Raw genomic sequence first — 24007 nt, 5'->3', positions numbered from 1 at the left:
CGCCGAACCGAGGTTCCACATGAAGCGTCGCCTGGTGCTTTCCTGCCTTTCCACCGCGCTGGCGGTCATGCCGTCGCTCTCATCCGGGATGGCGGCCACCATCAGCGGACCCGCCGCCGATGTCGATCCGCGTATCGGAACAGGGGGTGCTGGACACACGTTTCCGGGCGCGACAGTGCCGTTCGGCATGATCCAGCCCTCGCCCGATACCGCCATGCCGGACTTCAAGCATGCCTATAACTGGGCGGGCGGGTACCAGTATGACGATCCCACCATCATGGGATTTTCGCATACCCATTTCACCGGCGCGGGACATTCCGACCTTGGCGACGTGCTGATGATGCCGATTTCCGGCGATGTCAGGATGGAACCGGGTGATCCCGCAAAACCGGGCAGCGGCTACCGCTCGCGCTTCAGTCACGATACGGAGGTTGAGCAGCCCGGCTATTACGCCGTGACGCTGGCGGATTACGATGTCCATGCCGAACTGACGGCGGGACGCCGTGTGGGCTGGCACCGCTATGCCTTCCCCAAGGGGCGGCCGGCGCATGTCCTGCTGGATCTGCGGCCAAGCATCTACGACTATCCCGGCAAGGTGCTATGGTCGCGCCTGCGCGTGCGTTCCGACGGCACGGTGTCGGGCTGTCGCACGACGCGTGGCTGGGCGCCGGACCGGACGATGTGCTTTGCGATGCGCTTTTCACAGCCGATGGTGTCGCGCACGTTATACAATCGTGAAACGAATGTGACCTATCGCGGGTTCAGGGGACCGGGATACCGCCCCGAGGACCATGACGCCCAGAGCGGACGGGCGGTGGAGGGCGTATTCGACTTTGGCACGCTGGACAGACCGCTGGAGGTGAAGGTCGCAATCTCCCCCGTGAGTGAGGCCAACGCCATTTCCAACCTCGATCAGGAAGGCGCAGGGTGGGATTTCGATGCCCGCCGGGCCGCGGCACTTGCGGCATGGAACAAAACGCTGTCGGTGATCGACGTCTCCGGCACGCAGGACCAGCGGACGCAGTTCTATACCGCGTTGTACCATACGATGCTGGCCCCCACGCTGAGCATGGATGCGAACGGCGAATATCGTGGGCCGGATCAGGAAATTCACCGGGCAAACGGCTTCGACTTCTATTCGACATGGTCGACATGGGATGTCTATCGCGCGCAGCAGCCGCTGATGGCGCTGCTGCGCCCGGATCTGAGCGCGCAGTTCGTGCGCTCCCTCGTCGCGGCGCAGCAGGCCAGTCCGGTCGGCGTCCTGCCGATCTGGTCGTACCAGGGGCTGGAGACATGGTGCATGACCGGCTATCACGCGGTGCCGATCATCGCCAATGCCTATCTGGCGGGGGTGCGGGGCTTTGATGCGGAGGCGGCGCTCAAGGCCATGGTCGCCAGCGCGACCTACGGCCCGTACGGGGATCTGGCGGATTACATGAAGCTGGGTTACGTCCCGATCGACAGGGAGGCGGAGGCAGCGTCCAAGACACTGGAATACGCCTATGATGACTGGTCACTGGCGCAGATGGCCCGTGCGATGGGCAAGACCGAAATCGCGGCTGAATTCGAAAAACGCGCGCGCAACTGGCGCAATGTATGGGACCCCAAGACAGGATTCATGCGCGCCAGGCTCAGCAACGGCGAATTCCACGAACCCTTTGATCCCGCCGCCGCCGCCTATGGCAGCGACTATACCGAAGGCAACGCGTGGCAGTATCTGTGGTCCGTGCCGCAGGACGTGCCGGGCCTGATCGCGACATTGGGCGGAAAGGCGAAATTCGTCACAAGGCTGGATGAACTGTTCGATACGAAGGTTGATCCGGCGATTTTCAAGGATGTCGAAGATATCAGCGGCCTGATCGGCTGGTACGCGCATGGCAACGAACCCAGCCACCATATCGCCTACCTCTATGATTACGCCGGGGCGCCGTGGAAGACACAGCAGCGCCTGCAGCAGATCATGGACAGCCAGTACAGCGCCCGCCCCGATGGACTGGCGGGGAATGACGACTTGGGGCAGACATCGGCATGGTATCTCTTTACCGCGCTGGGCTTCTATCCCGTGGCGCCCGCCAGCAATGTCTATGTCATTGGCCGTCCCTTCGTGCCAAAGGCCGTGCTGCACCTGCCCAATGGCCGGACCTTTACGATGGTGGCGGACAACATGGATACGGCGCATCCGTATGTCGGTCACGTGACGCTCAACGGCAGGCCGGTGGATCTGCTGAACCTGCGACAGCAGGACATCCTGAAAGGGGGCACCCTGCATTTTACCATGCAGGCCGAACCGGGCCACGAGCCCTCCGCCTCCGTTCCTGAAAAAGGCTGATTTGAGCGGGAAGCGTTCCGAAAGGGTTGGGGTAACAGTGACGGCCCGATCCTTTCGGAACGGATTTGCGGTATATATTGAAAAATACGTATTGCAATCAGGTATTCTTCAATATGACTCCTGAAAGAACATCCTTAAAACATCCCGCGCATCATTTGAAAGTTTTTGGTGAAGCTTTTTGCAAAAAGCTTCGAAGAACGCCGCCTTTTTGAAAAAAGCCGGCACCCAAAAACTTTTGTCATTTTTGCCGATGCGTTATTTTCACATGCCCCATGACTGACGACACTGCGCGATGATATCAGCCGCTCATGCAAGCCTCATGGATCGCAAAGACAATCGGCATCATCGTCCTGAGTCCTGACCGGGAACCAGCCAGCCCGGTATGATCCGGGACTGATGGAACAGGTCCATTCGTGGTGCGAGCTGCGGGACTCGAACAGCAACAGTCCCGCAGTCGGTTAAATAACATATTGATATTAAAGACTTTTATAATCCTGTCGTGAAGAAGAATGTAGAAGGGTTATGTAGAAAATCAACCCCTTTATAATGCGTCTTCAAGGTCGGTTTGGCGATTATCCTGAAACGCTACTTTTTCTTCGCTGTTCACGATTTCCCAGATGGTTGAACGTGATGCAGAAAACTGACGAGAGAGTTTTGTGTAACTGTCTCCGAGCGTGTGAAGTCTTTTAATTAAGGCTTTGTCCTTGGCATTAAATCGCTCTTTTCTGCCAAGTCTCACACCATCACGCTTGGCCTTTGCAAGCCCCGCGTTAACCCTCTGCTTGATGTTCTCTCGCTCCAACTCAGCAACCCCGGCCAAGATTGTGCAAAGGAATCTACCAAGAGAACCACTTGTGTCTATTCCTTCCATTATGGAACGCACAGCGACCCCCCTGCTTTTCAGGTCTTCCAGCAAATTAAAAAGGTGAATAGTAGAGCGTCCAAGCCTGTCCAGCTTCCAAATAACCAGAGTGTCACCATCTTTTAAAAGAGGGAGCATCTTATCCAAAGCAGGACGCGAGGTTTTTGCCCCGCTGGCCTTATCTGTGAATATTTCAGAGCATCCAGCCCCTTTTAAAGCGTCCACCTGCATACCTTCATTTTGGTCGCTGGTGCTTACACGTGCATATCCATAAATCATTAGAACTGTTCCAAAAAAGTTTTGTCTAGTTCTATCAATTCCTGAACATATTCAGGAGAAACATAATCGGCCTTAAAATTAAAGCTACTCATGCCCCTAGGTATTGTTTTCTTGGCATCATCAAGAACCACGCTACAAGCTTTTTTAATGTCTTCTTCTGTTACGTCTTTTGTCTCAATGCCGAGGTCTCTAAATGCTTTTAAAGCTAATTTTTTAACGTCAATCTGCCACTTTCGAACAGCTTCAGGGCTTGCCTCCCCTGAACTCAAAGAAACAATCGAGAATGTAAAAGCCAACTCTCTGTCCACAGTCGGCAACGCTGATGTAATTACTGATAACATTATAATTTTCTCCTTAAATTGTTATTTTCCTTCTATGATTTTCCGAACAGAATAAAAGAACAACAAGCCCCTTTTCGTTCCGTCCATTTTTTAATATTATCATAATGTTCGGAAAATTACAATTTAAAAAACACTTTTACTTTAATTAAAAATAATTATTTACCTTTTTAAGTTAATATCGCCTTTAAAATTATTCGCGTGCTTTGCCTTGTTGCTTAACTCTTCTCTAGCCTTGGTTAGTTCGTTGCTTGTTTTTTCGTGTCTTTCTCGCTCTAATCTTGCGTTATTTTCAGCCCGAAAAGTTCTGTTTTGATAACTTGCAACCTTTTCCATTTCGTCCGCCAACCTGTTTTTTAATTTTGATATTTCTGAACTGGCCTGACGCTTCAAGCGACTCATACGGCTTTCGTTTTCCTTGTTGTTCTTTTCGATTGTCTCTCTCATCTCTCGCTTTGTACCAGCAACCCAAAGGTTGAGACCAGCAAACAACCGCAGAAAAAAGCCATTTTCAACCAATTCGCTTAGTTCTTCTTGTGTTGTTTTCAGCTTCCGGCTTGCACTCTTTAGAGATTTCTTAATCTTCTGTTCCTGCTCTGTTGCACTCTCTGCCCTCTTTTTGGCTTCACTGGCTACACGCTCGCACTCTCTGGCCTTCTGCGCCTTCAATAGGTTGCTTTCAGCCTGTAACCTGTTCGTTTGCTTGTCTCGCTGATGCTCAAAACCCTGCTTACGTTGCCTTTTCGGGCCTAACCTTTCCAAACCACAACCAGCGCAAACCTTGGAAAAATAATCGTCCTGAAAGGCTCGCATTGCGTTCCTGTATGCCCTGTCTCCGTTCTTGTTTGCTGTTTTAGGGTCTAGCGTTTTGGCTTCACTGGTAGCCAGATAATCAGCCTTTGCCTTTGCTCCATCATGCAAATCATTGGCTTTCATCTCAGAGCCAGACGGAACAACATAAAAATGCAAATGTGGGTGGCTTTCGTCATCATGACGCACAACAGTTTTTAACTGCTCGCCATACCTGCTTTTAAGCCACTCTATGCTTTTCTTTTGCCAGTCCTTAACAGCTTCTTCACTCCACCCCTCTACACTCCCAGGATGAGACAAAACACCAGCTAACAAGGTTGCTTGTGTAGTCCTTACAGCCCTGCTCTTGCCATTTTTCATGGTGCTTTTTGCTTGGCTTGCCATACCATCGTGCAAGGCTTCCAGTGCAGGAATATCAAGCCCAAAAACCAAGGCAGGATGTTGCGGGTGTTGCACGTGAGGGTGGTGGCCTGCTTCTCTGCTTGCTTCCTTCAACACATCAGAAACCGAGGCTTTTGCTCTGGTCTTGCGTGTCTTTCCACCCTTGGTTTTTTCTCCGGCTTCCACACTCTTACGTGCGTATGTTTCAATATGTGCGAACTGGTAGCCCATGCGTTTCTCCCTTTTTTCTTTTTATTCTTCGGGAGTAATTGGCAAATGACACCATTGGTTTAGTAACCGACTAAAGCAATTACATTGCACATCGGTGCTCCGCAGGGTCTTGCAGACAGCTACAGAGGCTACACGTGAGGCTTTAGGTGTTGCTGGTCATAATCACACACACGAACCAACAAGCCACCCCACAGTGCAACCCTTGGCCTTAGCGTATGCCTCCGCATAGCCTAACTCTCTGGCTTGCTGTTCGTGTGTGGCTCTTGCTTCTGTTTATTCTTTTAGTCTCAACAAAACGCTACGCGCACTACGTGGCTCCCGTTCTACGCTCGCTTTTGTTCTGTTAGTCCTTTTGTGCGTGTAGCTTTTCTTTTTTCTCAGGAATGGAAGGTGTTAATGGCTCTTTCATTCCCATAATCGTAGCAGGTTCGTATTTGTGCACCTCTGAAAAGGTGGTGGTTTTCCTGTGTAATAATGTTTTATTTTTGCAAGACAATGATATAACATAATTTGACCTCCTGAGATAATTTTAAAATAATAGTTGTATTCAAAAATGCTGACTTTTAAGCATAGAAAACTTTCCGTTACCCTTTCAAAAGGTGGCGGAATATAAGATAAGTAATTTAATCTTTCTTTTTTAGTTATATTTGTATTTTCCGAGTTATCCTTAGAAAACATTGAGCAAAGTGGCATTTTGCAAGTATGCAATTTTTTAGAAAATAATTTTTTAATTTTCTGTGGATTTAGTTTCTGTAAGTTCCAGCGTTTGGAATTAATTTTTTTGGATAATTTTGTGAAAGCCCCCAATTCTATAAGAGCTGTAAAAATCTTTTTGGACTTAATAAGATTATGAATCATCAAGTCTTTCTTTCGATATTCAAGGATTCCTAATTCTTTATATCTGTTACAGTTTATATCAGAAAAATCTTTTTTATATATCCTATCATATTCTTTAATGATTTTTTGGATACCGAAAAAGCTAATTTCCGAATAAGATATTAAGTTAGATTCTTGTTTGAAAATATCATTATTAAACTCAATCTTATTGATATATTGCACAACATGGCTTGTTGTTTCTTTGAAGATTTTTTGGAATGATAACTCATTTTTATTAATCTCATTCTTAAAGTATCTTGCTGTTATATTCTGTATTTTTTCTATATCCTCTTCAAGACAAAAGAGAATAATATGAAGATGATAGATATTATTTTTATTTTTCTCAAAGGACTTGATGCCGAAGTTTACGATGTCTGATTTCTTCAATGCTTTTTGCAGGTATTGGAATATTCTGGATAATTCATTTTTTGCCAATAACTTGTTATCATTATAATTTTCACTGGTTAGCGTAACAAATACAGAAGCAAGTTTTTGGCTATCTGCATAATGATTTAAAGCATTAGATATTATTTTATTTCTTATATGATTTGTATATTTTTTATATTTGTTTGAATCATTCATAAAAAAATATGGTTTATTATCAATATTTTGCTTGATATTTTCATAGTAATTTTCTATCATAATATTAACAACTCCTTATCTTTTTTGATTCCTTCTACTTGCAGGTGTCTGGAAAACTTAAATTGGTACGGTAATTTTAAATAATCTTAAAACAAAGGTATCCATTTGTTTGGATGCCTTTTTATTATTAAGTATTTATTTGTAAATTACAAGTGTTATTAAATATCTTATTTTTGGCTATTATTTAAAGCTTCTTGGAAGAGTTCCCATGCGGGAATACCTTGAAGTCCATTTTCTATTATTTTCCATAATAATATTGTTTCTACACTCTCCACATTTTCCAAGTCGTAATCATAATTTCTATGATAATAATTTTCGTGGTCTATTAGTCCAGTAGTTGCTTCTACCTCTTGAAACCATTTACGATAAACTTTTTTGTAAATGCAATATAAATCAAGAATGTCATCTATATAAACGCCATTGTTTTTATCATCTAATATAATCTCATATAATTCATGTGATATATTATTTTTCTCATCGTAATACTTATTAACTTTATTTACCTCTTCTTGGCTCATAAAGCCCATATCTAAAAAGAAATAGGTGCAAGTCCTAAAGTCTTTGCAAGTGTGATTTCCGCTATTTAAGTTTCCATATTTATGTATAAGTTTTTTAAACTCCTCTCCCCTCGACATAGTAAGTTTGTCATTTACATTTTTTTTGAACTCTGACGCAAAAAAATGGTCCACTGTTGATATGGCGTATTTTTTAAAACGCTCCAAAATTATGGAAAAGACAGATGATATAATTAACGTTTCTCGAATATCATATTTCCCATCGATTAAGGCTTCTATTTTTGGAATATTCTCCACCATTTTATTCCTTTTTTAAAAACAAATATTCGACATTCCAGAAGTCTGGATATTGGACTGATTCAGCGACTTTCAGAAGATTGATAACGTCAACGTCATCAAAATAAACAGTGTTACCGACTGATTTGTTATTTCCTTCATGACCAAGGAAATCGTCAATCCAAGACTCTCTTAATCCTCCTTCACCATGTTCATGAATGTTCCTGAGTTTTGTGGACACGTTATGACGGAAGGAATGGAACACCACGCTCTTGCCGATTCCTAAGTGTGTTTTGAGTTTAGAGAAGTCGCGTTGGAAGTGAGCAGAGCGTTTTTTGTCTTTTCCAGAGAATTGCAGATCGTGGAAAATATAGTGTCTTCCTTGGTTAGTGGCTCTTTGTGCAAGGTCTAAAAGTCCAGCCTTTTGTAATGCTTTGCAGATAGGGACAACGCGACTACCAGCCTCGGTTTTGGCGCTCCATTCTGTCCAAGGTTGATTTTTTAAGGCTGGGTGGTCTTGCACAATGATGCAAGGAATACCTTGGATTTCTTTAATGTCCTGTGGTCTAAGCCTACAGATTTCCTCTAATCGCATACCTGTGTAAGACGCAATTCCGACAATCATGTTGGCTGTTTTGTTGCTTACTGTTCCGAATTGCCAAGGCTGTCCAGCAATCGTATTTAAGTTATTATCAGACCAGCGCACACGTTTGGTTTTTGCTTTGGTATCGAATTGCCAGCCACCAGTGAAAATATTTTTATCCACTAAATCGCGTAGAAGAAAATACTTAAAAAGTCCTGATAATCTTGTGAAATGGTTTTTCACTGATTTGCCAGAAACACGTGGCAAGTTTTTCTTGTTAGCTACGGCGACAAACTCTTGAATGGTTCGTGTGTCGTTGCGTTGTTTTCCGTAGGTTTCTGGTAGCTGTTCCATCAATGATTTAAATAGGCCTGCGTCTTCTCCTGTGTAATCGCGTAGGGGTTTATTGCCACATACTTCTAAGAACCTTTTAAAGGTGGCTCTGTAGCCATCAATAACCGACTGTTTGACGTTAGTTTTGGTTTCAAGGAACGTTTCGGAAGCCTTGGAGAATAAGGGCGAAGGCTTTGTCTGTGGTGGCTTTAGGAAAGCCTGCATTTCATTAATTTGGTTTCGAAGTGCATTTAAAGACTTGTCTGTTGGTTCTTGCTTTTGAAGTTTAGAAAAAGTTTTTTTCAGCAGTTGAACGCCTCGTTCAGCTACGTTTTGTGTTTTTTCTAACTGCTCAAGGCTTTTGAGTGCCTCAATGGAATGTCTGAGTTTTTGGTGTTCGTATTGTTGCTTTAGAAGTGAAATCTGATGGTGATAATCTTCGATAAGCAGATGGAACAGTTCCCGCGTGTCTTCTGGGAGTTCATCATTAATAAAGTTTTCGTTCTCGTTTAGTTCTGTTTTGATATGAGACACTGAACGGAACAGCCTTTCTGTTTGGGCATAAACTGCACAAGCATATGGTTTTGCTGTTTCTCTTTTGGAAGTGCCAAGGGAGAGCCATAGCTCTTTTTTGCCAATAACATCACGGATATGTGAAGGGACACGTCTGCGGAAATGATACCCCGAAGGTAAACGAATCAGCACAAAAAAGCCTCTGTGTGTAGAAGCCTTGTGTAGAAGACAAGGCTCTTATGGTAGCGGAAAGACCATAAAAGCCAATAAAATCAATGGGTTATTGTGGTGCGAACTGCGGGACTCGAACCCGCACGCCCTGTTAACGGGCGCAAGATTTTAAGTCTCGTGCGTCTACCATTCCGCCAAGCTCGCCCAGAAGGCATCTTCTAGCACACACATCGGACAGGACAACTCGGCCTGTCGGGGTTCGGGTGATATTTCACGATCACCGGGACCAGAATCTTCGCCCCCCTCACTCCTGCATGTCACGCAGCAGCACGGCCCCGTCCCGGCGCAGCCATGTTTCGGCATGGCGTCGATGGGGGGTCAGGCGATCCACCAGCATCCAGAAATCCGGCCCGTGGTTCATGTGACGCAGATGCGCAAGCTCGTGGGCGATCACGTAATGCTGCACCTCCCGCGGGGCCATCACCAGCCGCCAGCACAGCATGATCGCGCCATCGGCGGTGCAGCTTCCCCAGCGGCTGCGGGTATCGCGGATCGTAAGGCGGGAGGGACGCAGCCCCGTCTCCCGCGCCAGCGTCTCAAGGCAGGCCCCCAGCCGCGTCCGTGCCTGTTCACGCAGGAAGGTCGTCAGCCGCCGCACCAGAAACTCAACCTCCCCGCTGACATGCACGACATCCCCTTCGATCCACACGCCCCGACGGGCCTGCGGGCAATGCCGGATGGCATGCGGACGTCCGTCGAGGAGGATATGCCCCCCATCGCGCCAGCGCGGGGCCTGTGGCACGCGCGCAAGGTTGGCCGCGACCCAGGACGAGTGCGACCGCAGCAATGCCAGCGCATCTTCGCGCCGGCCGCGCGGGGGCAGGGTCAGGACGACATGTCCGCTCCGCGCGTCGATCCGCATCGAGATACGCCGTGCCCGTGTCGATCGACGCCAGCAGACCGTGACCTGCCCGCTGGCGATGGCCACGGTCTCGGTCCCGCCGCCATCAGCCGTCATCTGTCAGAACTGGTCAGGCATCCCGGTTTCCGGACGCATTCGGCGCCCGGGGGGCATTCGCCGGGCCACTGCACGATATGATCCTCCAGCGCCCCGGCGCGGCGTTCGCTGATGACGCGGCCACTGACCGAAACGCCCGCCTCATGCACGGTTTCGGCCCGGCCCGAAACCAGCGGATGCCACCATGGCAGGGGTTTTCCCTCGTGAATCAGGCGGTATCCGCAGGTGGGCGGCAGCCAGTCAATATCATCCAGCATGGCGGGCGTCAGGCTGATGCAGTCCTGCACCCTGCGCTGGCGATGGGGATAATCCGTGCACAGGCACGTTGTCGTATCCAGCAGCCGGCAGGCGACATCGGTAAAGACGACTTCATCCGTTTCATCATCACGCAACTTGTGCAGGCAGCACCGCCCGCATCCGTCACACAGGGATTCCCACTGTTCGCGGGTCATCTGCGACAGGGGAACCGTCATCCAGAAGGGACGCGCGCCCGTGCCTTCCACCGTGCCGTCATCCATGGCCATTGCCCCCATGTCCCATCATGTTTTCATCCCCCCACGCCCATGCCGCGCCCCAGATCCGCCATGGCGGCCATAAGAGACGTCACCACGCCCGCGCAGGCCGACAGCATCAGCGCCGGCCCCAGCAGCGGCAGCCACAGCATGCGCACCTGCATCCACGGCCCCGCCCCCAGTCCCCATGCCGTGCGCGACACGTTGGCGGGCAGCCGTTCCAGCGCCCACAGGGGAAACAGCGTCACAAGCGGACATAACAGAAGCCCCTGCAGCATGGACAGGACCACCCCTTCGGCATGGGGCATGAAAAGTGGCAGATATGCCGCCCCCGCCACCCCCGGCAGCAGCAGCGCCAGAAGCACGCCCCGCATGCCTGCGGATACCCACGCCATCCGGTATCGCGCCATCATGCACGTTCCCACGATCAGCACCATCAGCAGGAACGCCGTCAGGGCGCACACCGCCGCATCAAGGATAAGGGTATCAAACGGACCGGCGACAAGGACAGGCGAATGCGGCATCATGCCGGGCCACGCAGCCAGTCAGCAAAACGTTGCGACAGGTCCGGCAGGTGCGCGCCCCAGAATTCCAGGTTCATCGGCAGTTCCACGGCCGGTTCGCCCCCGGCTGCGGCCGTTGCGGAACCTGCCGTGGCCTGCCCTGTGCCTTGCCCGGCAACCTGTCCCGCAATCTGCCCCGTAACCTGTCCTGGCGGATACAGCGCGGCAAAGCGGTTCACCTGCGCGGGCTGGACGACGTAATGCAGCAGGTCGCGCGCATGTCCGGCCATGGCGGGGACCGTCCCATGCACCAGCGCCCACGACAGGCGGTCCCCCAGGCTCTGCGTCCACTGCACCCCGATATCGTGACGGCGCGACGGCAGGCTGGCGATTTCATTGCTGAAGACGCTGCCCATCAGCACGCCGCCATTTTCAACGATCCGGGCGGATTCCTCCGGCGTGGACCACCATGTGATATAGGGACGCAGCTGCGTCAGCTTGCGAAAGGCGCGATCGATCCCTTCGGGGGTGGACAGCACGCCGTAAACTTCCTGCGGGGGGACGCCATCGGCCATCAGCGCGATTTCCAGTGTCGAACGCGGGTCACGGCGCAATCCGCGCTTGCCCGGATACCGCACCACGTTCCAGAAATCCGCCCAGCGTGGCGGCGACGGCCGCCATCCACGATCCCAGGCCAGGACGATGGCCGGCTGCATCGACGGCACGCCACATCCATCGGGATTATCCGCACTGCCCGCCAGCCGGACCAGGCTGCCCTGCATGCACGCGGCGCGAATCGCACTGTCCTCGCCAAAGACCAGCGCCCATGTCGCGGGCCGGGACTCCGTCGCGGCATGGGCCTGCAGCGTGGCGGCCTGTCCATCCCAGACCCGCCGGATGACGCGGATTCCTTCCTTCCTGCCAAAGGGCTGGAAATAGGCGCGGTCCTGCACCTTTCCCAGCGCATCGTCCTGCGTTGCCACCGTCAGGGTGGGCAGGTGGCGGACGCGGGCGACGGACGTTACGCGGGCATGTCCGGTCAGCGGGGCCGCCACGCAGACCGCCGCCGCCAGCGCCACCAGGGCAGGAAAACGCGCAGGGCGGGGCAGAAATCCACAGGACAGGCGACGCACAGGATTCATCGGAAAGGAGGGCAGGAAAGACAGATGAAAAAACCTTCAGAAGACGGCATGCCGGACGCTAGCGCATTTCATGCCTGAACGGAAAGGCAATCGCCTGCGCCGCCTGCCATGCCAGCAGGGCCGGGCGCCCCGGCTCCACCCCGCACACGATCTGCAGGGGCGCGCGACGCACCAGAAGCTCCTTGCCATTCGACAGCCTCAGCCGCATGCGGATGTAACTGCCCATATGCCGCATGTCCACCAGCACCGCCGGCAGCATCGCGGGTTCCCCATCGTCGGAGGTCATCATCCCCATCGCCCCGGGCCGCGCGGGGAACAGCGTCGCGACACGGTCGGGACGCACGCACACCGTGCACAGCGTATCCTCCACCAGTCCGGGTGCCGCCATCGCCTGCACCGTCAGTTCGCCCGGCAGGCGCACGATGGCGACATCCTCCTCGATGGAGGCCACGCGCCCGGTCAGGGCATTGGCATCGGCAAAGCCGGTGGCGACGCGATCGCATGCGGGACGGTCGAACAGGTCCGCCGCCGTGCCGACCTGCAGCAGGTCGGGACCATCGAAAAGCCCGATGCGCTCCCCCATCGCCAGCGCGTCCTCGCGATCGCAGGTGGTCATCACCACGCACAGGTCGCGCGCGCGGATCAGCCGCCCGAGGAAACCGCGCATGGCGCGGCGGACATCTACGGAAAGCGCGGCGAACGGATCATCCAGCACGATGACCGGCGCCGCCGACACCAGCACCCGCGCCAGCCCGGCACGCAGGGTCTGCTGGGCATCCAGCGCGGGGGGAAACATCTCTTCCATCCCCTCCAGCCCCAGCAACGCCATGGCCTGCCGCGCCCGCGCCCGCGCGTCGGCACGGCCAACCCCGCGCACCCGCAGGGGAAACAGCAGGTTGCCAAAAACCGTCAGGTGCGCGAACAGCGGGTCGCGCGCGCTCCATAATCCACACATCCGCGTGAGGGGTGGACGATCGGAGACATCGATCCCCCCCACCTCGACGTTGCCGTGCAGCAGTGGCCGGTGTCCCGCAAGCGAATCCGCCACCGCCGACAGGCACTCCCCCCGGTTTCCAAGAAGGGCCAAGCATTCCCCGGCCCCCACGCCAAAGGAAAAGGGGACGGCGTCCGTCGCCGTGACAAGATTGCGAACAACCAGTCGTGAGGAGAAAGGAGGCATGCGATAACAGAAACCTGACTATCCAGAGAATGGGTTATAAGTGTTTCCTTCCTCCTTACCAGAGGATCATCGGGCCTGCCCCTTTGCAAGGACAAGAAAATGACCAAGACAGATATCAAGCATGTCACGCATGAAGACCTTCAGGCGCTGAAGTCGCATGTCGAGAACCTGCTGCATTCGCATGGCAAGCAGGCGCTGCACAGCGCCGTCGAAAAGGCCGAGCACCTTGCCTCCAACGCCCGTGAAATCGCCGAATCCCCCGCAAAACCCCGCTCGCGCGGACGTTCCTTTCTGGCTATCGCCATTTTTTCGGCAATCGGCTACTTTCTTGGCCGCGCCACGAAATAAGGCTTGGTAGCCTGACGAAACCAGAGGACACGCGACAGCAATGAGAATAGGCGAAATCGGCAAGACCATCATCGATGGGGAACTCACCCTACGCAAATTGATGGCCATCCGCCTTGGCCGCCAGGCTGCTTTTCTAGTTGTCGCGGCCGTTTTCGGTGGTTTCGCGGCCATTACCGGCCACGCCCTGCTGTGGGCGTTCTGTTACCAGACCCTCGGCTTCAGCGTGCTTGGCGCTTCTGTCGCGGTGTTCGCGGCGGACATCCTTGCAGCGTTCATGTTCGCGTTCATGGGACGGCGGTCCTATATGACACCCGAGGAAATCCGTGTCCGCTTCGCCCGCGAACACGCGCTTAACGAACTGCGCCAGACGGTGGCCCTGTCCGCCGTGGTCGGCACGCTGGCCGGCCCGGTGACGCGCCATACCGGCCGCGCGATCTGGAACCTGTTCCAGACCATCTTCGGACGTCGCCCCCGCGCCTGACGTCCCGCCGGAGGCCGCCGCCTCCGCCAGCCTGAAATACCATCCGGGATTGATGCACATCATTGTCAGATGGCATTCATGACGAAATTGCATTGGCTCCCGGATGCTTTTTCTGGAAACGTGCGACTGCACGTGATCGTAAGCAGACGAATAGTTTGCATGCTTACGATTTTTTCCAACCCGGCTGGCAGGATGCAATGGCCGATACCGAGCGCCTTGAACGAGAACGGTCCTTCAGACGCAGGCTGGCGCGCCTTGGCACGGCATGGCGGCGACAGGTGGACCATGACCTGCGCGATTACGGCCTGACGGAGGCCACGTGGCGGCCTGTTCTGTATCTGGGGCTTCTCCTGCCGCCGGTGCGCCAGACGGATCTCGCACGCGCCCTTGAAATCGAGGCCCCCTCCGTTGCGCGCCTGCTTGACGTGCTGGAACGAAGGGGCCTTGTCTTCCGTTCCCGCGATCACGAGGACCGCCGTTCCAAGCTGGTGCGCCTGACGACGGAGGGCGAGCGGATCGAACGTCAGGTGCGCGACGCGGTGGATGCCGTATCGCACCGCCTGCTGTCGGGGATTTCCGATTCCGAACTGACCGCGTGCTATTCCGTGTTCGACCGGATCGAGGAAAACCTGTGCACCACCCGCATGGGGACGGAGGCCGCCGTCCCTTCATGAGGCTGATCCCACCCCACGGCGCGTTATCGCAACCCCTGCTGCGGTTCGGCACGTTCGTTTTCCCCGAATGGAAGACGGTGCGCCCGACCATTGCCTACAGCATCCGCACGCTGCTGTCGGTGGGGCTTGCGCTGTTCCTCGCGTTCGACCTGCAGCTTCAGACACCGATGTCCTCGGTCACGACGGTCCTGATCGTGGCGAACCCGGTTGTCGGCGCCATGGTGTCCAAAAGCGTGTGGCGTATCTTTGGCACGATCATCGGGGCCACGTCCGCCATCCTGCTGATGGCGCTGTTTCCGCAGTCCCCGCTGCTGTATTTCATGGGGCTGTCATTCATCATCGGGCTGGCATGCTGCGTCTCCACCCTCCTGCGCTTTTACAAGGCGTATGCCGCGGTGCTGACGGGCTATACCATCATCCTGATTTCGGTTTCGGCGTTCAGCGAACCCGACCACATCTTCATGGCGGCCATGTCGCGCCTGTCGGCCGTGACGGTGGGGATCCTCAGCACGGCCTTCGTCTTCCTGCTGACCAACATCAGCCACCCTGAAAAGGTCATCCGCCAGATCGATCAGGTGCTGCGCAACATCACGTCCCATTTCGCGCAGTCCATCGATCCGTCATGGGAAAATCCGACCTCCATGCCCGACGACGCGGGGCAGCCGCTGTCGTTTCGCGCAATGTCCATCACGTCGTACGACCAGCGCGCGCGCCTGCTGTCGCAGGCCAATGCCCTGGTGGAGGCGATCGAATACGCCGCGGCCGACAATTACAGTGTCAGCGTGCGCGCCAACGGGCTGCGGGGCGGGGTCGCGCGCCTGCTGGGACTGCTGAGCGCGCATCACCCGATCTGGCAGGACGAGCCGCCGCTGACGCCACAGGCGCGTCAGGCACGCCAGATCCGCCAGCAGATCATGCGTCATTTCGCGACCCTTCCGGCTGGCGACCTGCATCTGGAGGCACGCGACAACATGCGTCCCATCCGCAGGCGCATCCGCAGCGCGATGGTCGAGCTGGACGAACTGGGGGAACAGACGCAGGACCTGCCGACCATTGCCTTCATCGACAATGAACGCGACGTCCTGGCGCAGCTGTGCGCCGCGCTGGATGATTTCATGGGACCGCAGGAACATGTCCGTCCCATCGCGCTTAAGCTTTATTTCGACTGGCCCGCCGCCCTGCGCAACGGCACGCGCGGCGCGTTCGTCACCCTGCTGGGATGCCTGTTCTGGTACATATGTCGCTGGACGCATGGGGCGAACATGCTGACCTACCTGATCCCGGCATCGTGCCTGTTGGCGACCAGCCCGCTTGCCTCACGCGCCAGCGTCATGTTCGCCAGCGGCACGCTTGCGGCCATTCCTGCCGCCTTCATCTGCCAGACCTTCATGCTGCCGCGCATCGACGGCTATCCCCTGCTGTGGCTGTCGCTGTCGATCTGCCTGCTGCCGGGGATATGGATCCAGTTCCATCCGCGCCACGCGATGCGGGGGTTCGGCTATGCCGTGTTCTTCAACGCGATGGTGCAGATCCGCAACCCCATCACCTACAGCGACCTGTCGCTGATGAATACATGGCTGGCCTTCCTGCTTGGCGTGGTGTCGATCGCGCTGGTGTTCCGCGTCATCCTGCCGGCCAATCACCGGCTCGATTCGGGGCGGCTGGTCGCCTCCATCGCGCGGGCGACCGAACGCTTGGCGCGCCGCCCCCTGAACCGGCAGGTCGAATGGCCGGTCTGGGAAAACCTGCAGATGCAGAAGATCCTGCGCATCATACAGCGCTTCTCCCTCGTCTCGTCGCCGGGGCGGGTCTATGAACTGACGGATGCGGCCTTCATGGCGGTTTCACTGGGCCGCGTGCTGGTGCGCCTGCGCATGCTTGCCCTGTCCCCCGCCATTCATGAAGAAGACAGGACCCGCGTGGTGGAGGCCCTGTCGGCATTCCGTTACCTGCGCAGCAATCCTGCCGTCACGGTCCAGACCCTGCGTGCCACGGCGCTGACGCTGATGTCGCACCTGGACCGGCGCGGCCTGCCGGCGCACACGCCGACACGCCGCATCGCCGCCTGTCTGGAGCAGGCGTCGCTGCTGATCGGGGCAATCCCCGGTTTCTTCCATCGCCACGGTCCGCTACAGATGGCGGCGGATATGCCCGGCGCCCATAACCGCCTGACCCTGCCCGTATCGTCCACGACTGGCCCGTTCGGAATGAGATCCGCCTGATGCTGACCGAATTCAATCTCTTCGGTGTCTTCATGGCACCGATTGTCGTCTATGCCATCGCGGCATTGCCTGTGACCATGCTGCTGCGCTCCCTTTTGTGGTGGAGCGGTATCATGAAATGGTTCTGGCATCTCGCCCTGTTCGAGGTCGCGCTCTACACTTGCGTCCTCTGCCTGATGATCCTGTACATCTGACTGTCGCCGAAAAGGTTCGAGAATCCACCATGCCTCTCTTGCGCACCCTGATCCGTGTGGTACTGACCCTGGCGGTCGTGGCGATGGCCATCGTCATGGGCGTCACCTTATGGGACACCTACATGATTGCCCCGTGGACACGTGACGGACGTGTGCGCGTCTATGTCGTCGATGTCGCCCCCGAAGTTTCCGGCACGGTGGTCCAGCTTCCTGTCGTGGACAACCAGTATGTCCACAAGGGCGATCCCCTTTTCGTTCTTGACCCGGTCCGCTTCCACCTTGCCATCCGCGAGGCGCAGGCCCGCCTCGACGGCGCGCTGGAGGACCTAAAGCTCCGGCAGAACGATGCACGCCGCCGCATGGGACTGGGTGGCATCGTCTCGGTTGAAGAACAGGAAGTCTTCAACTCCAACGTGGCGACGCAGATCGCGGCCGTTGACGGGGCCCGCGCGGCGCTGGACCTGGCGAAGCTGAACCTGCAGCGTTCCATCCTGTATTCGCCGGTCAACGGCAACATCACCAACCTGAACCTGCGGGTGGGCGATTACGTCACGGCGGGGCATGCGCGCCTTGCGGTGATCGATGCCGACTCCTACTGGGTCAACGGGTATTTCGAGGAAACCAAGATGTGGGGCGTGCATGTCGGTGACGAGGCACGCGTCAAGCTGATGGGATACAAGGATATCCTGCCGGGCCATGTCGTCAGTATCGCGCGTGGTATCAATGACCAGAACGGCAGGCCCGACGGGCTGGGCCTGCAGGACGTCAGCCCGATCTTCACCTGGGTCCGTCTGGCGCAGCGTATTCCGGTGCGCATCCATCTGGATCATGTTCCCGACAGCATCACTCTTGCCGCGGGCATGACGGCGACCATCAGCGTCGGCCCACAGTCCCGTACCCAACGCGGTCATCTGACGACGTGGTTGCAAGACCACCTGTAAGGCGCCAGGCACAACAATGAATATCAGTACGATCACCCGCAAAACCGGCCTGTTCCTGAGTGCCGCCCTGGTATTGGCCGGTTGCACGGTCGGCCCGCGGTACCAGCCGGACCGGATGAAGCTGCCCGCGCGCTTCACCGAAGACGATCATCCCGCCACGAAGGAAGAGATCGAGGATACCAACAAGGAACTGAAACAGTGGTGGCACCTGTTCAAGGATCCTGAACTCGACAAGCTGATCGACAAGGCGATCGCGGGGAATTACGACCTGCAGGCGGCGGGCCAGCACATCCTGGCGGAACGCGCGATCCGCGACGTGCAGGCGTCGCAGTGGTATCCGCAGCTTGATGCCGACGCGGGTGGCGGTAACGTGCGGTACTCGATCAACATCGAGAACTGGCCGCTGCGCCCCGGCAATCCGGCCAACCATCCGGACGCGAACTACCTGACCTATGGCATGGCGGGCAGTTGGCAGCTTGACGTCTTCGGCCGCATCCGCCGCAGTGTCGAGGCGCAGAAATACGCGGTCGAGGCCACGATCGAGGACCGCCGCGCCCTGATGGTCATGATCCTGTCAGAGGTCGCCAGCGATTACATGATGCTGCGTGACCAGCAGCTGCGCCTTGAAATCGCGAACAACAACATCCGCGTCGCGCAGGATGCCTATGACCTGACCAACCGCCTGTACCTCGAAGGCGTGGGCAACACCATGCAGATCGCGCAGGCCAAGGCGGAGCTGGATTCCCAGACTGCCGCGCGCGAACCGCTCAAGACCCATATCTCACAGATCACGCATGCGCTTGACGTGCTGATGGGGCAGATGCCCGGCACCTCCGAAATCGAGCTGAAGGTGCCCAAGCCCCTGCCGAAGGTGCCGGAATTCCCCGCCACCCTGCCGTCGATCGTCATTGCCAACCGTCCCGACATCCGTTCGGCCGAACGCCAGTACGCCGAAGCCACGGCCCGCATCGGCATGGCGGTGTCGCAGCTTTATCCCAATTTCAGCATCCCCATCAGCTTCAACCCGAACGCATCCGTCATGTCCCAGATGACGGAAGCCGCGACCATGAGCTGGCAGTTCCTGATGATGGCGTCGCTGCCGCTGATGCATGGTGGCAAGATGACGTCGCAGGTCCGCGCGACGCAGGCCGCAGCCGAGGCCAGCCGCCTGAATTACCGCCAGACCGTGCTCAAGGGCTTCAAGGAAGTCGAGGACGCGATGGCCGCATGGCATGATGACGAGGAACATACCGAACTGCTGGCCAAGGCCGCCGAGGACAGCAGCCTTGCCAGCGAACGCGCGCGCAAGCTCTACAGCGCGGGTCTGGTCGGCTTCCTCGAAGTCCTGACCACGGAGCGGACGACCCTGAACGCACAGAATGCCGAGGCCATGGCGCGGCTGGAACGGCTGCAGGATGCCATCGACCTGTACACCTCCATCGGCGCGGGCTGGCAGGGGGTTGCGCTGACCAACACGACACTGCCGATCTCGCTGGAGAAACAGAACTTCCTTGCGCACCTGTTCCAGCAGTAATCCGCACGAATACGCATAAACAACGGACAGCCGGGCTGTCCGTTCCCTTGTGCTTGAAAATAACCGGGGGGCGGACACTTTCCCGTTTGCCCCCATGCGGGTTGGGGATTGCAAATTCCGTCAGGGGAATAGGGGCTGGTGCTTCTTTTCCTGAATGGAAAGAAGCCGGAAAAGCCCCAGGGGCCACCCATAAATCATAAAGAAGTTTTTGGATGCTGCCTTTTTTTAAAAAGGCGGCGTTCTTCGAAGCTTTTTGGAAAAAAGCTTCACCAAAAAACTTTTACTCTTTTTCTTCAAACACGGGAAAACCTGCCCATAAAAAACCGGCGGCAGGCCATGCCCACCGCCGGTCCCGGATCCGCCGAACCCGGTAATCCGGGTCCGGGTCGCCTTGTCTTATGACCAGCGCCAGTTGCGCACTTCCGGCAGGTCCTGCCCGTACTGCGCGACATAACGCTTGTGCTCGTTCAGCTTGTCATTGATCAGCTGATTGGCATAGGCCGCCTTGACCGCCAGTGCCGGCACGCGACGGATGACATTCTGCACCAGATGGAAACGGTCCAGATTGTTGCGCACCGTCATGTCGAACGGCGTCGTGGTCGATCCTTCCTCACGATAGCCGTGGACGTGGAAATTGCGACAGTTGGTCCGCTTGTAAATCAGCTTGTGAATCAGCGCGGGATAGCCATGGAACGCGAAGATCACAGGCTTGTCCATCGTGAACAGGCTGTCGAACACCGCATCATCCAGCCCGTCGGGATGTTCCTGCGGGGTCTGCAGCGTCAGCAGATTCACCACGTTGATGACACGCACCTTCAGGTCCGGCAGGTGTTCGTTCAGGATCTGCGTGGCGGCCAGCGCCTCGATGGTCGGGACATCGCCGGCACAGGCGATCACGACATCGGGCTCACCCCCCTTGTCGTTGCTGGCCCATTCCCAGATGCCGATTCCCTGCGCGCAGTGTTCGATGGCGGAGTTCATGTCCAGCCACTGCGGCTCCGGCTGCTTGCCCGCCACGATCACGTTCACGCGGTCCCGGCTTTCCAGACAGGTCTTCGCCGTGCACAGCAGCGTATTCGCATCGGGCGGCAGATACACGCGGACGGTCTTGGCCTTCTTGTTCAGGACATGGTCGATGAAACCCGGGTCCTGATGGCTGAACCCGTTATGGTCCTGCCGCCAGACATGCGACGTCAGCAGGTAGTTGAGCGAGGAGATCGGCGCGCGCCACGGCACCTCATCGGCCTGCTTGATCCACTTGGCGTGCTGGTTGACCATCGAATCGACGATGTGGATGAACGCCTCGTAGCATGACATGAAGCCATGACGACCCGTCAGCAGGTAACCTTCCAGCCAGCCCTGGCATGTATGCTCGCTCAGGATTTCCATCACATGGCCATCGACCGCCAGATGGTCATCGTAATCGAACGTTTCGGCATTCCAGGCGCGATCGCTCGCATCCAGCACCGCGTTCAGGCGGTTGGAATTGTTTTCATCCGGCGCCAGCACGCGGAAATTGCGTGACGGCAGGTTTTCCTTCATCACGTCACGCAGCCAGGTGCCCAGCACGCGGGTGCCTTCGCCAAGCGCGTGGCCCGGCGATTCCACCGTAACGGCATAGGGCGCGATATCCGGCAGGCGCAGGTCGCGACGCAGCAGGCCGCCATTCGCATGGGGATTGGCACTCATCCGGCGGTTGCCCTTGGGGGCCAGCGCCGCGATTTCGGGCATCAGGGTGCCGTTCTCGTCAAACAGCTCTTCAGGCTTGTAGCTGTGCAGCCATTCGTCGAGCAGCTTCAGATGCGCGGGGTTGGCCAGATCGGTAAAGGGCACCTGATGGGCGCGCCAGTATCCCTCGACCCGCAGGCCGTCCACCGTCTTGGGGCAGGTCCAGCCCTTGGGCGTGCGCATGATGATCATGGGCCATACGGGCCGTTCGGTCTTGCCTTCGGTCCGGGCGGCCTTCTGGATGGCGTCGATGCGGGCAAACGCCGTGTCCATCGCGCTTGCCATGGCCTGGTGCATCACGTCGGGAACGTCGCCTTCGACCAGGATCGGGTCGTAACCATATCCCTTGAACAGCGACAGCAGTTCCTCGGTCGGGATGCGCGCCAGCACGGTGGGGTTCGCGATCTTGTAACCGTTGAGGTGCAGGATCGGCAGGACCGCGCCATCGGTCTTGGGATCAAGGAACTTGTTGCTGTGCCATGACGTCGCCAGCGGCCCGGTTTCGGCCTCGCCATCGCCGACGACGCACGCGGCGATCAGGTCGGGATTGTCGAACACCGCGCCATAGGCATGGGAAATGGAATAGCCCAGTTCCCCGCCTTCGTTGATTGAACCCGGCGTTGTCGGGGCGGCGTGGCTGGGAATGCCGCCGGGGAAGGAAAACTGCTTGACCAGTCGCGCCAGCCCGTCCGCGTCCTGCGACACTTCGGGGAAATACTCGCTATAGGTCCCCTCAAGGTAGGTATTGGCGACGACGCCCGGCGCCCCGTGTCCCGGCCCCGCGACGAACAGGATGCTGCGGTCCTGTTCGCGGATGATGCGGTTGAGGTGCAGATACAGGAAATTCAGACCCGGTGTCGTGCCCCAATGTCCCAGCAGGCGTGGCTTGGTATCTTCCAGCTTCAGCGGCTCGCGCAGTAGCGGGTTGGCCAGCAGGTAAATCTGCGCGATCGACAGGTAATTGGCGGCATGCCACCACTTGTCAAACAGCGCGATATCCTGTGCCGATAACGGCTTGGCGGATGCTGTTTCACTCATCTGCGTCCCTTTCGAAACAAGTTGTTCGTGTCCGTTACGCCAGACACATCATCACATGGCGGCGGATCGTCGTTTCCTCATCCGTGGGAATGACCCGCACCTCGACCCTGCTGTCGGATGTGCTGATGATTTCGTTGTTCGCGGCGTTCGCGGCCTCATCCAGCCGAACGCCCAGCCATGCCAGCCGCCCGCAGATCGCGGCGCGGATGATGGCGTCATTTTCCCCGATGCCCGCCGTAAAGACCAGCCCGTCGAGTCCCTGGAGGGAGGCCGCCATCATGCCGGCCTCCTGCACGAAGCGATAGACAAACAGATCCAGCGCCGCAGTAACAGCGGGGTCATGGGCGGCGCGGGCATGCAGGTCGCGCATGTCATTGGACAGGCCCGATACGCCCAGCAGGCCGGAACGGTGGTACAGGATCGTCTCGATCTCCGCCGCGCCAAGCCCCTCTTCCTTGAGCATGTACAGAATCACGCCCGGGTCGAGATGACCGCATCGCGTCCCCATCATCAGGCCATCCAGCACCGAAAAGCCCATCGTGGTGTCGATGCTGTGTCCCTCGCACATGGCGCACAGGCTGGCGCCGCTGCCGATATGGGCGACGATGCAGCGCGACGTCGCCAGATGGGGGGCGCGTTCGCGCAGGCAGCTTGCGATATATTCGTATGACAGGCCATGAAAGCCATAGCGACGCACGCCCTTGTCGGCATACGACCGGGGCAGCGCCTGCGCCTGCGCCACGGCGGGCATCGTATGGTGAAAGGCCGTGTCGAAACAGGCGACCTGCGGCAGGTCGGGCCGCTGCGCCAGCAGGGCGCGCGCCGGGGCCAGGCTGCCGGGCTGATGCAGGGGGGCGAACGGGGTCAGTGCCGCCAGATCCCCCAGAATCTTGGGCGTGATGCGCACGGGCCGGATGAAATCGGGGCCGCCATGCACCACACGATGCCCCACCCCCATCAGTTCCAGACCGCCCAGATGGCCGCCAATCCAGTCCATCAGGGTCGCCATCGGCCCGTGGTGGGGATCGGCCGTACCCGCATGGGTGTCCCAGCTTTCATCAACCAGGACCCTGCCACCGGCGTCCTTTGCGCGGAAATGCGGGTGGGTATCGATGCCTTCCACCTCGCCCGACGCGATGCGGTGGCTGGGACTGGCGGGGGTATCGGTCGGATCGACCCTGAACAGGGCGAATTTCAGACTGGACGACCCTGCGTTCAATGCCAGAACAGCCTTTGTCATGCCCGCCTATCCCTTCGTACTACCGATGCGATCCTATCGACTATCGAACCGATGACACATTGACGCGAATCAATTTCCGCATGTCCTTACGCATCCCGAACGTGCGACGT

General features: G+C 56.4%; 21 protein-coding genes and 1 tRNA gene. 8 read left to right on the top strand and 14 right to left on the bottom strand.

Annotated features, from left to right (window positions below; translation table 11 throughout):
- Positions 1 to 19 precede the first annotated feature (19 nt).
- Positions 20 to 2332: a GH92 family glycosyl hydrolase gene (locus NJLHNGOC_RS11300; RefSeq protein WP_165837924.1), complete on the top strand. Its 2313-nt coding sequence runs from the start codon at positions 20 to 22 to the stop codon at positions 2330 to 2332.
- Between the two features lie 541 nt (positions 2333 to 2873).
- Here the strand turns inward: NJLHNGOC_RS11300 and NJLHNGOC_RS11295 are convergent.
- From NJLHNGOC_RS11295 to NJLHNGOC_RS11240, 12 genes are all read right to left on the bottom strand, one after another.
- Positions 2874 to 3473, bottom strand: coding sequence for a recombinase family protein (locus tag NJLHNGOC_RS11295; RefSeq protein WP_095351117.1), 600 nt, complete (start codon positions 3471 to 3473; stop codon positions 2874 to 2876).
- On the bottom strand, positions 3473 to 3814 hold the full coding sequence (locus NJLHNGOC_RS11290; RefSeq protein ID WP_095351118.1) for a hypothetical protein: 342 nt from the start codon (positions 3812 to 3814) through the stop codon (positions 3473 to 3475). The genes NJLHNGOC_RS11295 and NJLHNGOC_RS11290 overlap by 1 nt, the downstream gene beginning before the upstream one ends.
- A gap of 159 nt (positions 3815 to 3973) precedes the next feature.
- The gene (locus NJLHNGOC_RS11285) at positions 3974 to 5233 is read right to left on the bottom strand and encodes a plasmid recombination protein (RefSeq protein WP_113596444.1); all 1260 of its coding nucleotides are present in this window, start codon (positions 5231 to 5233) and stop codon (positions 3974 to 3976) included.
- A gap of 405 nt (positions 5234 to 5638) precedes the next feature.
- Positions 5639 to 6751, bottom strand: a complete 1113-nt coding sequence (locus NJLHNGOC_RS11280) for a rolling circle replication-associated protein (protein WP_113596443.1) — start codon at positions 6749 to 6751, stop codon at positions 5639 to 5641.
- 167 nt (positions 6752 to 6918) lie between these two features.
- Entirely contained in the window at positions 6919 to 7566 is a 648-nt protein-coding gene (locus tag NJLHNGOC_RS11275) for a hypothetical protein (RefSeq protein ID WP_113596442.1), read from the bottom strand.
- Between the two features lies 1 nt (position 7567).
- Entirely contained in the window at positions 7568 to 9163 is a 1596-nt protein-coding gene (locus NJLHNGOC_RS11270; protein ID WP_113596441.1) for a DUF6538 domain-containing protein, read from the bottom strand.
- Positions 9164 to 9257: 94 nt separating this feature from the next.
- A tRNA-Leu gene (locus NJLHNGOC_RS11265) sits at positions 9258 to 9346 on the bottom strand.
- A 100-nt stretch (positions 9347 to 9446) separates the two neighbouring features.
- A complete protein-coding gene (locus tag NJLHNGOC_RS11260) occupies positions 9447 to 10160 on the bottom strand; it encodes a M48 family metallopeptidase (RefSeq protein WP_113596440.1) in 714 nt (237 codons plus the stop codon).
- Positions 10157 to 10684 carry a YcgN family cysteine cluster protein gene (locus tag NJLHNGOC_RS11255; RefSeq protein ID WP_408890847.1) on the bottom strand — a complete coding sequence of 176 codons (528 nt, stop codon included), beginning with the start codon at positions 10682 to 10684 and terminating at the stop codon, positions 10157 to 10159. Before NJLHNGOC_RS11255 ends, NJLHNGOC_RS11260 begins: the two co-directional genes overlap by 4 nt.
- Positions 10685 to 10707: 23 nt before the next feature.
- A complete protein-coding gene (locus tag NJLHNGOC_RS11250; protein ID WP_113596439.1) occupies positions 10708 to 11199 on the bottom strand; it encodes a hypothetical protein in 492 nt (163 codons plus the stop codon).
- Complete coding sequence (locus tag NJLHNGOC_RS11245) at positions 11196 to 12317, bottom strand: extracellular solute-binding protein (protein ID WP_113596438.1); 1122 nt, start codon at positions 12315 to 12317, stop codon at positions 11196 to 11198. The genes NJLHNGOC_RS11250 and NJLHNGOC_RS11245 overlap by 4 nt, the downstream gene beginning before the upstream one ends.
- A gap of 58 nt (positions 12318 to 12375) precedes the next feature.
- On the bottom strand, positions 12376 to 13497 hold the full coding sequence (locus NJLHNGOC_RS11240) for an ABC transporter ATP-binding protein (protein WP_113596437.1): 1122 nt from the start codon (positions 13495 to 13497) through the stop codon (positions 12376 to 12378).
- A gap of 99 nt (positions 13498 to 13596) precedes the next feature.
- On the opposite strand from NJLHNGOC_RS11240, the gene NJLHNGOC_RS11235 reads away from it, so the two are divergent.
- The 7 genes from NJLHNGOC_RS11235 to NJLHNGOC_RS11205 all read left to right on the top strand — a co-directional run bounded on the left by NJLHNGOC_RS11235 (position 13597) and on the right by NJLHNGOC_RS11205 (position 19891).
- Entirely contained in the window at positions 13597 to 13845 is a 249-nt protein-coding gene (locus NJLHNGOC_RS11235) for a hypothetical protein (RefSeq protein ID WP_110530583.1), read from the top strand.
- Positions 13846 to 13885: 40 nt separating this feature from the next.
- Complete coding sequence (locus NJLHNGOC_RS11230) at positions 13886 to 14326, top strand: hypothetical protein (RefSeq protein WP_110530585.1); 441 nt, start codon at positions 13886 to 13888, stop codon at positions 14324 to 14326.
- Positions 14327 to 14523: 197 nt separating this feature from the next.
- Positions 14524 to 15000 carry a MarR family winged helix-turn-helix transcriptional regulator gene (locus NJLHNGOC_RS11225; RefSeq protein ID WP_113596436.1) on the top strand — a complete coding sequence of 159 codons (477 nt, stop codon included), beginning with the start codon at positions 14524 to 14526 and terminating at the stop codon, positions 14998 to 15000.
- Entirely contained in the window at positions 14997 to 17222 is a 2226-nt protein-coding gene (locus NJLHNGOC_RS11220) for an FUSC family protein (RefSeq protein ID WP_113596435.1), read from the top strand. Before NJLHNGOC_RS11225 ends, NJLHNGOC_RS11220 begins: the two co-directional genes overlap by 4 nt.
- A complete protein-coding gene (locus NJLHNGOC_RS11215; protein WP_003616576.1) occupies positions 17222 to 17416 on the top strand; it encodes a DUF1656 domain-containing protein in 195 nt (64 codons plus the stop codon). Before NJLHNGOC_RS11220 ends, NJLHNGOC_RS11215 begins: the two co-directional genes overlap by 1 nt.
- Positions 17417 to 17445: 29 nt before the next feature.
- Positions 17446 to 18357 (top strand): biotin/lipoyl-binding protein, encoded by a 912-nt coding sequence (locus NJLHNGOC_RS11210; protein ID WP_110530592.1) that lies wholly within the window; start codon positions 17446 to 17448, stop codon positions 18355 to 18357.
- A 16-nt stretch (positions 18358 to 18373) separates the two neighbouring features.
- The gene (locus NJLHNGOC_RS11205; protein WP_113596434.1) at positions 18374 to 19891 is read left to right on the top strand and encodes an efflux transporter outer membrane subunit; all 1518 of its coding nucleotides are present in this window, start codon (positions 18374 to 18376) and stop codon (positions 19889 to 19891) included.
- A gap of 396 nt (positions 19892 to 20287) precedes the next feature.
- On the opposite strand, the gene NJLHNGOC_RS11200 is transcribed toward NJLHNGOC_RS11205, so the two are convergent.
- Positions 20288 to 22657, bottom strand: coding sequence for a phosphoketolase family protein (locus NJLHNGOC_RS11200; protein ID WP_113596433.1), 2370 nt, complete (start codon positions 22655 to 22657; stop codon positions 20288 to 20290).
- Positions 22658 to 22691: 34 nt separating this feature from the next.
- Positions 22692 to 23897 (bottom strand): acetate/propionate family kinase, encoded by a 1206-nt coding sequence (locus NJLHNGOC_RS11195; RefSeq protein ID WP_113596432.1) that lies wholly within the window; start codon positions 23895 to 23897, stop codon positions 22692 to 22694.
- Positions 23898 to 24007: the final 110 nt, after the last annotated feature.

Origin of the sequence: Novacetimonas cocois (assembly GCF_003311635.1) — a bacterium.
In the GTDB taxonomy this organism is placed as follows: Bacteria; Pseudomonadota; Alphaproteobacteria; order Acetobacterales; family Acetobacteraceae; genus Novacetimonas; species Novacetimonas cocois.
The sequence above is the reverse complement of the archived record's forward strand: the minus strand, read 5'-3'. Positions and strand labels throughout refer to the sequence as shown.